10 protein-coding genes are annotated in these 11,868 nt (G+C 67.8%); 4 read left to right on the top strand and 6 right to left on the bottom strand.

Annotated features, from left to right (window positions below; genetic code table 11):
* Positions 1–83: 83 nt before the first annotated feature.
* From LDQ05_RS17585 to LDQ05_RS17600, 4 genes are all read right to left on the bottom strand, one after another.
* On the bottom strand, positions 84–1,388 hold the full coding sequence (locus LDQ05_RS17585; RefSeq protein WP_226438242.1) for a DUF7373 family lipoprotein: 1,305 nt from the start codon (positions 1,386–1,388) through the stop codon (positions 84–86).
* Between the two features lie 31 nt (positions 1,389–1,419).
* A complete protein-coding gene (locus LDQ05_RS17590) occupies positions 1,420–3,273 on the bottom strand; it encodes an Hsp70 family protein (RefSeq protein WP_226438243.1) in 1,854 nt (617 codons plus the stop codon).
* Between the two features lie 147 nt (positions 3,274–3,420).
* The gene (locus tag LDQ05_RS17595; RefSeq protein ID WP_226438244.1) at positions 3,421–3,750 is read right to left on the bottom strand and encodes a nucleotide exchange factor GrpE; all 330 of its coding nucleotides are present in this window, start codon (positions 3,748–3,750) and stop codon (positions 3,421–3,423) included.
* A 92-nt stretch (positions 3,751–3,842) separates the two neighbouring features.
* Positions 3,843–4,220, bottom strand: coding sequence for a hypothetical protein (locus LDQ05_RS17600; protein WP_226438245.1), 378 nt, complete (start codon positions 4,218–4,220; stop codon positions 3,843–3,845).
* A 7-nt stretch (positions 4,221–4,227) separates the two neighbouring features.
* Here LDQ05_RS17600 and LDQ05_RS17605 point away from each other — a divergent pair, with 7 nt between their 5' ends.
* Positions 4,228–4,446 carry a hypothetical protein gene (locus LDQ05_RS17605; protein WP_226438246.1) on the top strand — a complete coding sequence of 73 codons (219 nt, stop codon included), beginning with the start codon at positions 4,228–4,230 and terminating at the stop codon, positions 4,444–4,446.
* 189 nt (positions 4,447–4,635) lie between these two features.
* Positions 4,636–4,830 carry a hypothetical protein gene (locus LDQ05_RS17610; RefSeq protein WP_226438247.1) on the top strand — a complete coding sequence of 65 codons (195 nt, stop codon included), beginning with the start codon at positions 4,636–4,638 and terminating at the stop codon, positions 4,828–4,830.
* Positions 4,831–4,971: 141 nt separating this feature from the next.
* On the opposite strand, the gene LDQ05_RS17615 is transcribed toward LDQ05_RS17610, so the two are convergent.
* Entirely contained in the window at positions 4,972–6,408 is a 1,437-nt protein-coding gene (locus LDQ05_RS17615; protein WP_226438248.1) for a GTPase, read from the bottom strand.
* Positions 6,405–8,192, bottom strand: coding sequence for a dynamin family protein (locus LDQ05_RS17620; protein WP_226438249.1), 1,788 nt, complete (start codon positions 8,190–8,192; stop codon positions 6,405–6,407). Before LDQ05_RS17620 ends, LDQ05_RS17615 begins: the two co-directional genes overlap by 4 nt.
* Before the next feature lie 296 nt (positions 8,193–8,488).
* On the opposite strand from LDQ05_RS17620, the gene LDQ05_RS17625 reads away from it, so the two are divergent.
* Positions 8,489–9,703 carry an acetyl-CoA C-acetyltransferase gene (locus LDQ05_RS17625; protein WP_226438250.1) on the top strand — a complete coding sequence of 405 codons (1,215 nt, stop codon included), beginning with the start codon at positions 8,489–8,491 and terminating at the stop codon, positions 9,701–9,703.
* 34 nt (positions 9,704–9,737) lie between these two features.
* Positions 9,738–11,868, top strand: a 2,131-nt coding sequence (locus tag LDQ05_RS17630) for a 3-hydroxyacyl-CoA dehydrogenase NAD-binding domain-containing protein (protein ID WP_264185267.1), incomplete at its 3' end; no start/stop codon positions are given.

An 11,868-nucleotide genomic window follows, 5' to 3' on the forward strand; every position in this document is an offset into this window, starting at 1 on the left:
GTCCGGCATGCCAGGCATGCCGGACGGTGGGGGACCTGTGGACGGTTCACCCGGTGGCACGACCACCGGATAGAGCGCGGCGATCAGTTCTCGCCGAGACCCATCTCCTCGGCGCGGACGAACTTGACGTACTGGGTGGCGACACGCTGCGACAGGGTGCGCAGGGTGTCGTCGTCGGGATCGGTGTTGCCGACCGCGCGGAAGCCGGCGACCTCGGCCAGGTACGGTCCGTACGCGATGAGGCACTTGGTCAGTCGGCCCTGGGAGATGTCGCCCCCGTAGCACACGGTGCCGGGAACATTCTGGGGCGCAGCCTCTTCCGTGATGTCGGGGTAGGCATCGAGGGTCTGTGCGACGAAGGCGTCACGGAGCGTGAGGGCGGACTCGGGACCGTCGGTGCGGTACACGGTCGAGTTCGCCCGTGCGATGCGGTCGGTTCCGGTCTCCTCGAACAGCGCGGCGGTCTCCTCGGGATCGGAATCGAAGTGCAGCCAGCCGAGCGGCCCGTACACGGCGGTGTCGGAGTTGCTGGCGTACTCGTTCTCGAGGAACCCCACGGCGCGGCCGAGCACCTTGTCGACGTCGACCGGAAGGCTCTCGATCTGGTCGGTGGGGGTGAACGGGAACGCGTCGATCATCGGGATCTGCCGTTCGATCGTGCGCGTCGTGGTGTCGCTGACCCAGTCGGTGCCGCCGGTGGTCGTCGACACGTACGTGTAGATGACGTGGGGGCCCCGCGCCGTGAACGTCGACATCGTGTCGGTCTCGGTGGTCTCCCACCGGTACGTCGATGCCAGGGTGTCGGGAAGCGTCGGCAGGGACACCTCGGTGCCGGGCCCGCTCGCGAAGATGTCGTCCGCCGCGGGCGGGGTGAGCTCGGCGGTGTGGAGGGCCGTCGCGGCCTGAGCGGCCTGATCGGCATCGGCGAATCGCCAGACGGAGACACCCAGGTTGTACGCGTCGTCCGGGGATCCGTGGAAATCGGTGAACGTCGTGATGACGTCGAACGGTTCGAGCGCCTGCCGCGCGGCGTCGTTGGTGAGCCCCGACTTGGCGATACCACCCACTCCGACACCGTTGTTCATGCTGGCACCGTCGGTGAGGCGAGGATCGATGTCGTGGGGGAGCACGACGAACTCCGCCATGCGCTGGCCCTCGACCGCCGGGCCGAAGTCGGCGGCGTTGATACCGTCGGCTTCGAAATCACGGGGTTCGGTGCGGTATTCGCCGGTGTCCAGGGTGTCGACGTCGAACGACGCGGTGGTCGCGGTGTCGCTCGAGGTGCTGTCGGCGCCTTCGGCCTGCGGTGTTCCCGCGGATGTGCTGCCGCATCCGGCGAGCAGCACGGTGGCGGCGGTCGCCGCCACGAGGATCGGTACGGTACGCATGGTGGGGATACTCCTGTTGTGGTGCCTGTGATCAGGCGTCTGCAAGTTCGAGTTCGGTCAGAAAGGTCATCCCCAGATCGACGGTGTCCATCGAGAACTGGAGGATCGCGCCGGTCGACCGGTCGATGACGGTGAAGTACACGTAATACGTTTCGTCGGGATCGAAATCGATGATCCTGTTTCCGTCGGCGGACACGATCTTCGTGTGCCCGTCGGACTTGTTGTCGCGGAGGCGGATGAAGTTCGAGCGTGCGTACTGGTCGTCGCGCCAGGCGGTGACGGACTGGTAGTCGGTGCGTTCCATCCCGATGGCCTTGCCCAGCGACGAATCGGGACTGATGAGGCACCGCACCTGCAGTGCGCCCTCACCCGAGAAACCCGACTTCTCGCACGCCGACGATCCGGTGACGAGCTTCGCCGGGATCACCGACGTGACGTCGTCGGTGGTCTCGCTGATGAAGGTCGAATCGGCGGTGGCAGCAGGCGCCGCGTTCGGTGCTGCATCGCCGTCGGTCCCGCCGGTCTCGGCGACCGTCGCGGTGTCGGTGCCGGGGCCGTCGTCGCGTGTGACGAAGAAGAAGGCGCCCGCAGCGACGAGCAGCACCGCGAGACCACCGCCGACCGCCGTGACCAACTTCCGGTTTCCACCCGATCCGGATGCTGCCGTGTCGGGTCCCGCGGGCGGGCCGACCTGCGCTCCCATCGGGTTCGGACCCGTGAACTGCGGACGCACCTGCGGATGCGGTTGCGGCGCCGCCCCGGGACGATTACGGAGCACCTCGGTGTCGAGGTTGGCGGGGGGCTCGGTGGTGCGGCCACCGGCGACGAAACCGGCTGCGCCCTTGGCGACGACGGTCTTGGGGTCGTCGAGGGTGGCGATGGGGCCGAGCTCGGCGAGGCGGCGATGCACGTAGGGGATGCGGGAGGACCCACCGGTGAGGTAGAGGGCCTGCAGCGATCCGGGGTCCACGCCGGCGTCGCGTAGAACGGCCGCGGCGAGGGCGACACCTCGGGTGATCTGCGGTTCGATGAGTTGCTCGAACTCGTCGCGGGTGAGTGTCAGAGTCATGTCGGTGGCGTTGCCGCTGATGCGGATCGTGGCCGACGGTGCTTGGGAGAGCAGCTCTTTGGCGCGTCGGATCTGGTCGTCGAGGGTGCGTCGAGCGTTGAGTCCGTCGGGGGTGCGCAGCCAGGCGGCGAGGTCGGGGTTCTCGTCGGCGAGGTGACGGTCGACCCAGCGGGAGATGGTGGCGTCGAGGTTCTTTCCACCGAGGGCGTTGTCGCCGCCGGCGCGCAGGACCTCGAAGGTCCACTCGCTGGTGGCGGTCAGGACCGCGACGTCGAGTGTGCCGCCACCGAAATCGAAGACGGCGATGGTGGAGCCCTTGACGATCTTGGCGTCGTGCTGGCGGGAGTAGTAGAAGGCGGCCGCACGGGGTTCGGAGATGAGCGAGACGTTGCCGCCGAGCCCGGCGAGGGAGGCGGCCTCACGGAGGACCGCGAGTTCGCGATTGGACCAGGCCTCGGGGTGGGTGAGGACGACCGCGGAGGGCGGTTCGTTGTTGTGCCGTTGGAGTGCCTGGCCGTGGACGGTGCGTAGGACCGCGGCGATCATCGTGGCGACGGGGATCTCTTGTCCGCGCACGGGGATGGTGCCGGTGGAGACGTGGGTCTTGGGTGCGGCGACGAATCCGGCGGGATCGAGCGATGCCTGGTTGACGGCGACCTCACCGGTGGACATCGTGTGCGGTCCCTCGATGTACACGGACGACGGCATGAGGTTGCTGGTGTGCGACAGCGGCAGTGATTCGACCCGGTCGGGGCCGATACGGTGTGCTGCCGATGTGTTGGACGTGCCGAAATCGACTGCCAGGACCCAGCTCATCGTTCTACTTCCCCTCGAATTCCGTCGGTGCGTTCCGCCGCGTCGGTCCGGAACGGCCGAGCGGAGCTTACAAAAGAGCTGTGTCGCGTGACGCCCACGGGTGGGTGTGTACCGCGTGTACAGATACCGGTGGGGTCGGTGCCGGCGTCACGCAGAGCCGGGGCATCGGGAGGGATGGACCCGCACCCGGACCTCGACGAACCGGAGCATCTCGCCGTGGAGACGCCAACCCGGCCGTACCGTCTCGTCGATCGTGTTCTCGTCGGTCGGCGCCGCCGCCGGGACCATCGCAACCACGCGGTGCAGCGTCGGATCGAACGACGAACCCGTCGGGGCGTCGACCCGCTCGACCCCGACCGCCGCGAGCCGGTCGGTGATCTCGGCCTGCTCGTCGCCCTCGTGGGCCAGATCGGCTGCGGCGATCAATTCGTCGAGACTGTCGCGGGACGGCATCTGGCCGGCGTCGGGTGTCACCACGATCAACTTCCTTCGGACGGACGGCCGGGTCGTGCATCACGGCCGGGTGGGACTGGCGGGTACTGAGAAGCGGATCAGCTGCTGAAGCTGATTCAGACGAGGTCGGCGCCCGCGTCCGATCCGGTGCCCGCACCGAGGTCGCTGACGTCGATGTAGTCGTCGGCGACGCCGTCGCCGTCGTAGTCCACGGCACCCGTCTCCAGGTCGAGGACGGCGTCGACGCTGCCGTCACCGTCGAGGTCGAACGCCGCCGTGTCGAAGACGCCGTCGCCGTCGGTGTCCTTCGCCGCGGCATCGACGTAGCCGTCGCCGTCCTGATCGACCTCGAGGAGATCGGGGATGCCGTCGCCGTCGGTGTCGGTGAGCTGTGCGTCGACCTTGCCGTCGTTGTCGGAATCGAGCGTCGCGAGATCGACCTGTCCGTCGCCGTCGGTGTCGTACTCGACGACGGTGCCGCCGTCGGCGTCCACGTACTCGTTGAGAACGACCGGCTCCGAGGCGGTCGACGTCGAGGTCGATGCCGAACCCGTGTCCGCGGAGGCGGTCGGTGCCGAACCGGTGGACGACGTCTGGCTCGAACCGGTGGATGCGCTGCGATCGGCGGAGTCGGACGTCGTCGACGTGCCGCCGCTGCTGTTCGCCGCCGACGACGATGCCTGGTTGCTGGAGTCCGACGAATCCGACGACGACCCGTAGGAGCCGTACGAACCGCTGTTCGCGGCCGAACCGTACGACGAATCGGAGCTGCTCGAACCCGAGGAGTCGTAGCGCTCGTAGCGCTCATAGGATTCGTAGCTCACCGACCCCTGGTCGCTGGTCGACGAGGAACCGTAGGACGAACCGCTGTCGGACGAACCGTACGAGCCGTACGACGAGTCGGACTGCGTGCTGTCGGTCGACGCCGACGAGTTGTCGGCGGCCGACGAACCGTACGTCGAGTCGGAGGTGGTGCTCGCGGTGGAATCGGAGGCGGAGCTGGCCGTGCTGTTGGAGAAGAAGTCCTGTGCCATCGTTCTGCTCGCTTTCCCGGTTGTGTGCCGTTGTGGCGACATCCGTCGTTCGCTGTTGTCGGAGATATGAGCATCGGACGGATCGGAAAGTTCCCCGGGGGGCGCGGTGTTCTTCGAACAGACCGCGTCGCCGCGACGTTTGCGCAGGTCCGGGCGTTCGGGTCGCCCATGGATGTGTCACACGTCACGCCACCGGGGCGGGCGGGCGGCGTCAGGACCCCGCGCGGAACATCGACATGTACGCGCGGGTGAGCGCAGCCAACGCCACGTCCTCCGCCGCCGACCGTGTGCTCAGGGACTGTGCCTGCACCGCCACGAGCCGCTCCTGCGCGACGGCACGCAACTGTTCGGGTGGTGTCGCGGGATCGACGTCGAGGCACGCGGCGATCGTCGTGCCGCGCAGTACCCGGGTCAGCTCCGCGACCGCGGGGGCGTCCGGGTCGGTTTCGAGGAGGGACTTGAGGGCACGCAGCAGACCGACCGGAACGAGCACGGGATCGCTGTCGAGGGTGGACACGATCTCCCGGATGCCGTCGCGTGCCGGGTGACTGTAGGCGAGGGAATCCAACTCCGACAGGATCCGTCCGGCGCGGTGCAGCACCGCGAACCGCCGCAACGACCGGTCGAGCACCGCGGTGAGCGGGTCGATGCCCGACACCGACGTCAGCCAACCGTTCACCCCGTGCGCGCCGCCGGTGGCGGCGTGACGACCGTGCACGAGCCCGTACTCGCCGACCATGTCGATCAGGCGTACCACCTGCTCGCGCGGAACCGGGAGCGTGCCGTCGTCGGCGTCGAGCAGATCGAACAACTCCAGCGGCGCGAACGGTGCGAGAGCGGCGAGCGCGCGGGCGTCGCGTTCGGTGAACGCCCCGGTGTGCGCGGTCTGCGCCAGCAGGCCGGCGACGGGGACGACCGACCCGACCACGTCCCGCAGGCGTTCCGCCAGCACCGCCGCGTGCCGGGTCGCGTGACCGATCGGGTCGCGGCGACCCAGCACACCGCGGCCGAAACCGTCCGCGCGGGACAGCACCCCGAGTGTGTTCAGCGGAGTGAAACCCACCCGGTGCAGGAAGTCGATCTCGTCGCTGCGCGGCATCGAATCGAACAGGAACACCGCGGCGTCGGCATCCACCGACGCCGCGCGGGTCTGTTCGAAGCCGTCGATCAGGGCGCGCTCGGTCGCGGCGGCGTTCGCCACCGTCAGCGTCGCCAGGCCGGGGGTGTCGACGAGCGTGATGCGGCTCAGTGCCTGCGACGGCACGTAACGGTGTACATACGCCACGTCGGTCGGGGAGTGCCCGAGTTCGACGGTGGTGCCGAAGGACAGGGGGACGGGGCCGCGGGATCCGTCGGTGAGCACCACATCGGCACGCGACGGCGCACCGTTCTCGTACACGGTCACGACGTTCGTGGCCTCGAGTGCGGCCGTCTCGGCGACCGGCGCACCGATCAGTGCGTTGACCAGCGTCGACTTGCCCGCCTTCAGGCGGCCCACCACCACGATCCGCGGTGGCGACCACAGGATCGCCCCGATCCGGTTGGCGTGATCGACCAGGTCGCCACCGAACGACGCGAGCCGGTGCAGCGCGGCGTCGATCCGCTGGTGCACCGGGTCGGGTGCGGTGGGGGTCTGCGTCGTCGTCACGCTGCCGCTCCTGTTCCCGCCGCGAGGGCCTCCTCGATGGGCGTGATCTTCGCCCGCGTGATGCGCAGGTTCTTCTCCAATCGGGTGATCGATGCTTCGCGGGCCGCGGAATCGGCCTGCGCGGACCGCTTCGCCTCCTCGATCTGCTTCTGCAGGTCGGTGATGCGTTCCTGCAGCTGCCGGCGGCGGCTGAGCACGATCTCGGGGCGGGTCGTCGCCAGTGTTCCGTCGAGCATGCGGGTGGTCGCGGTGCGGACGGTCGCGATGGTCTCCCGCAACCACGTCAGCAGATTCGTCTTGCCGGCCCGCATCGCGCGGAATCCCAGGTTGATCGCGACCCAGGCGACACCCGCGATCGCCCCCACCCCGATCACGGCCCCGAGCATCGTCGTGCCGATCATGCCCATCGACAGGACGCTCGGATCGAGCAGTCCCTGACGCTTCGACGCCACCTCACCGGTCACCAGCGGATCGGTCTGCATCGACAGGAGCGCGATCTCCCGGATCTGCTCCCACCGTTCCTCGTCGCCGAACAACTCCGTGGTGATCCGTTCGAGGTCGGTGAGGAAACACTCGGCGGTCGCGGCCATCGCGCCGAGCAGATCGGACTGGATCTGGGCGGTGAACACCTGCGGGGACCGGCGTAGCACGTCCAACGACGATTTGTTGATCTTCGTCGTCCATCGTTCGCGGACCTCGGCGAGGTTCTCGTCCAGCCGTGTCGACGCCCGCTGTCGGGCGAGGGTCAGGTCGCGCTGCAGGTGCTGTTCCCACTGCTGGGCCTCGTCCTTGAGGCCTTTCAACCGATCGAGCTCGGCACTCAGATCGGGGATCGCCTTCTCGCCCTCCTTCACGACGTTCAGCTCGTCCTCGATCCGCTGCTCCACCCGGCGCAATCCCTCCAGCGAGGTGCGTAGCGCGTCGTCCGCGGGGGACCGGTCGGCGGATTCGAGTCGGGTGTCGAGCACCGCCCACAGGGCAGGCAACCCCGAGAAGTTCAGTGCGCGTTCGCGTAGATGCTCGGGCAGGCCCGACTCCAGTGCGGCCAGTGCCCGCACGCTCGACACCGGCACGACGGGAATGTCGCGTCCGACGTGCCGGGAGATCAGCTTCCGGTTCTCGGCGACGATCTCCCGCCACCGGGTGGTCGCCTTGTCCGTCTTGCTGACTGCCACGATCACGTTCTCGACACCGGCTGCGTTCTCGCGCAGGAACGTCATCTCGGGTTCGGTGATCGGCGTCGACGCCTCGCACACCATCACCAGGACCGCGGCCTGCTCGGCCGACTGCGCGGCCAGACCCGCATGGCGCGGATCGAGACCGCCGACTCCGGGGGTGTCGACGATCGACGCGTGCGTCAATCGCGGGGAGGCCACCGGCACGATCGCCGCGACCGGGAGCGCTTCGACGGTGGGATCGAGAACGTGGCGTCCACCGGTCGTCGCCCACTCCGCGAGGTCGGCACGGTCGATGCGTCGCACCCCGTCGGGGAACACGAGGTCGGCGGTGCCTTCGGGATGCTCGTCGTCCGCGACGACGAACCGCACCGAGATCGCAGTCGAGTTCTCCACGTCGTCCACGGCAGCGCCGTCGCGTCCGATCAGCGCGCTCACCAGCGTGCTCTTTCCGCGTTTGATCTCGCCGACCACCACCACGGAACGGATCCGCTCCTCGGCGGACAACTTGCGTTCGGCCCGGTCGGCGATGTCGTGGTGCCCGTACGCTCGCAGTACCTTCCCGGCGCCGACGACGAGTTCGGCGACCGCCCCCTCAGCAGCAGACATGGCACCGAACCCTACCGACACCCGCTCCCCCGGTGAGCGAGTGGTACACCCGATCGATTCGATCGAGTGGATGTGCCGCTCGCTCACCGTGGGTGTGGCGGGGGAAGGCGGTGGGGCCGAACGCTCGGTTCGGTCACACAGCCCGATCGGTTCGGTCCTTAACCCGCCGCGCACCGCGCTCCTACGGTGGGACGAGGCCGAGTGTGACGGTCGTCGCCGGCACGTCACCGCATCGCACACCACGATCACGGCAACCACGAGCACGGCATCTCGATCACGGAAGGAATCTGCGCACTGTGACCACAGAGGCATTCGTCTATGAAGCCATCCGAACACCCCGAGGCCGCGGCAAGAAGACCGGTTCGCTGCACTCCGTCAAACCGATCTCGCTGGTCACCGGCCTGATCGACGAGTTGCGCGTCCGCTTCCCCGATCTCGACGAGAACCGCATCTCCGATCTGATCCTCGGCGTCGTCGGCCCGGTCGGTGACCAGGGCGCCGACATCGCGCGCACCGCCGTCACGGTCGCGGGACTGCCCGTGACCACCGGTGGCGTGCAGATCAACCGCTTCTGCGCGTCCGGTCTCGAAGCCGTCAACATGGCGGCTCAGAAGGTCCGCTCCGGATGGGACGAACTCGTCCTCGCCGGTGGTGTCGAATCCATGTCGCGGGTCCCGATGGGCTCCGACGGTGGCGCCTGGATGCAGGACCCCGCCACCAACTACGACAGCTACCTTGTACCGCAGGGCATTTCGGCCGACCTCATTGCCACCATCGAAGGTTTCACCCGCGAGGACGTCGACGCCTACGCGCTGCGTTCCCAGCAACTCGCCGCCGCGGCCTGGTCCGGCGGCTACTTCTCGAAGTCGGTCGTGCCGGTCAAGGACCAGAACGGCCTGACCGTCCTCGACCACGACGAACACATGCGCCCCGACAGCACGCTCGCCGGTCTCGGCAAGCTCGCACCGTCCTTCGCCGGTGTCGGTGAGATGGGTGGATTCGACGCTGTCGCGCTGCAGAAGTACCACTTCGTCGAGAAGATCGACCACGTTCACCACGGTGGCAACAGCTCCGGCATCGTCGACGGCGCTGCCCTCGTCCTCGTCGGCTCCGAGCAGGCCGGCAAGGATCTCGGTCTGAACCCGCGTGCCCGCATCGTCGCGACCGCGACGTCCGGCGCCGACTCGACGATCATGCTGACGGGGCCCACCCCGGCCGCGCACAAGGCGCTCGCCGCCGCCGGCCTGACCGTCGACGACATCGACCTGTTCGAGATCAACGAGGCGTTCGCGTCGGTCGTGCTGAAGTTCCAGAAGGACCTGAAGATCCCCGACGAGAAGCTCAACGTCAACGGCGGCGCCATCGCGATGGGTCACCCGCTCGGCGCGACCGGCGCCATGATCACCGGCACGATGGTCGACGAACTCGAACGCCGCGGAGCCAAGCGCGCCCTCGTCACCCTGTGCATCGGTGGCGGTATGGGCGTGGCCACCATCATCGAGCGCGTCTGACACCGGAAGGAATCGAACCACAGTGACCGACAACATGATTTCCTGGGATCAGGACGCCGACGGCATCGTCGTTCTCACGCTCGACGACCCGAACCAGGGCGCGAACACGATGAACGAGTTGTACAAGGCGTCGATGAAGTCCACCGTCGACCGCCTCGTCGCCGAGAAGGACTCGATCACCGGTGTCGTCATCACTTCGGCGAAGAAGACGTTCTTCGCCGGCGGCGACCTCCGCAACATCATCGCCATCGGACCCGACGACGCGCAGGCCGCGTTCGACGAGGTGCAGGACATCAAGGCCGATCTCCGCCGCCTCGAAACCCTCGGAAAGCCGGTGGTCGCGGCCGTCAACGGTGCCGCACTCGGCGGTGGCCTCGAGATCGCGCTCGCCACCCACCACCGCATCGCCGCCGACGTCAAGGGCGTGCAGATCGGTCTGCCCGAGGTGAGCCTGGGTCTGCTCCCCGGCGGCGGCGGAATCACCCGCACCGTCCGTCTCCTCGGCATCCAGACCGCGTTGCTCTCGGTGCTGTTGCAGGGCAACAAGTACAACGCGGTGAAGGCGAAGGAGATCGGGCTCGTCGACGAGGTCGTCGGCAGCGTGGACGATCTCGTGCCCGCGGCGAAGGCATGGATCAAGGAGAACCCCGAGGGCGGCGTGCAGCCGTGGGATGTCAAGGGATTCAAGATTCCCGGCGGTGCCCCGTCGAGCCCCGCCATCGCCGCGAACCTGCCGGCCTTCCCCGCGAATCTGCGCAAGCAGCTCAAGGGTGCTCCGATGCCCGCTCCGCGCGCGATCATGGCCGCGGCCGTCGAGGGCGCGCAGGTCGACTTCGACAACGCATCGACCATCGAGTCCCGCTACTTCGTGGAACTCGCCACCGGTCAGGTCGCGAAGAACATGATCCAGGCGTTCTTCTTCGACATGCAGGCCATCGGTTCGGGTGCGTCGCGCCCGAAGGATGTGCCGAAGCGTGAGATCAAGAAGGTCGGCGTGCTCGGCGCGGGCATGATGGGTGCCGGTATCGCGTACGTGTCGGCGCGCGCGGGCTTCGAGGTCGTCCTCAAGGACGTCACCGCCGAGGCAGCCGAACGCGGCAAGGCGTACTCCGAGAAGATCGAGGCGAAGGCTCTGTCGCGCGGGAAGACCACCGAGGAGAAGTCGAAGGCGCTCCTGGACCGGATCCACCCGACCGCCGACGCCGCCGACCTGAAGGGCGTCGACTTCGTCATCGAGGCGGTCTTCGAGAACACCGAGCTCAAGCACAAGGTGTTCCAGGAGATCGAGGATGTCGTCGACCCCGATGCGCTGCTCGGTTCGAACACCTCGACGCTGCCGATCACGGGTCTCGCGACCGGTGTCAAGCGCCCCGAGGACTTCATCGGTATCCACTTCTTCTCCCCGGTCGACAAGATGCCGCTCGTCGAGATCATCAAGGGCGAGAAGACATCCGACGAGGCGCTGGCCCGCGTGTTCGACTACACGCTGGCGATCCGGAAGACCCCGATCGTCGTCAACGACAGCCGCGGGTTCTTCACCTCCCGAGTCATCGGCACGTTCGTCAACGAGGCCATCGCGATGGTCTCCGAGGGCATCGAACCCGCGACGATCGAGCAGGCCGGGTCGCAGGCCGGGTACCCGGCTCCGCCGCTGCAGTTGACCGATGAGCTGAACATGAAGCTCATGCAGAAGATCGCGAAGGAGAGCGCGGAGGCCGCGGAGCAGGGCGACACCAAGCTCGGCACCACCCGCCACCCCGCCCTCGACGTCGTCGACTTCATGGTCGAGCAGGGTCGTCCGGGTCGCCTCGAGAAGGCCGGCTTCTACGAGTACGACGAGAACGGCAAGCGTCTCGGAATCTGGCAGGGTGTGCGCGATCGATTCGACACCGTGGCGACCCTCGACGTGCCGTTGCAGGATCTGATCGACCGGATGCTGTTCGCCGAGGCGATCGAGACCCAGAAGTGCTTCGACGAAGGTGTTCTCGAGACCACCGCCGACGCCAACATCGGTTCGATCCTGGGCATCGGTTTCCCCGCGTGGACCGGTGGTGTCGCGCAGTACATCGTCGGATACCCCGGCGGCAAGGATGGTTTCGTGAAGAGGGCCGAGGAACTCGCCGCGAAGTACGGTGAGCGTTTCACCCCGCCCGCCAGCCTGCGCA

The sequence above is a fragment of the Rhodococcus yananensis genome (assembly GCF_020515525.1).
Taxonomy (GTDB): domain Bacteria; phylum Actinomycetota; class Actinomycetes; order Mycobacteriales; family Mycobacteriaceae; genus Rhodococcus; species Rhodococcus yananensis.

Bases quoted from the DNA above. Each gene is read 5' to 3' on its own strand.
- LDQ05_RS17585 (WP_226438242.1), bottom strand. From the start codon at position 1,388: ATGCGTACCGTACCGATCCTCGTGGCGGCGACCGCCGCCACCGTGCTG.
- LDQ05_RS17590 (WP_226438243.1), bottom strand. From the start codon at position 3,273: ATGAGCTGGGTCCTGGCAGTCGATTTCGGCACGTCCAACACATCGGCA.
- LDQ05_RS17620 (WP_226438249.1), bottom strand. From the start codon at position 8,192: ATGTCTGCTGCTGAGGGGGCGGTCGCCGAACTCGTCGTCGGCGCCGGG.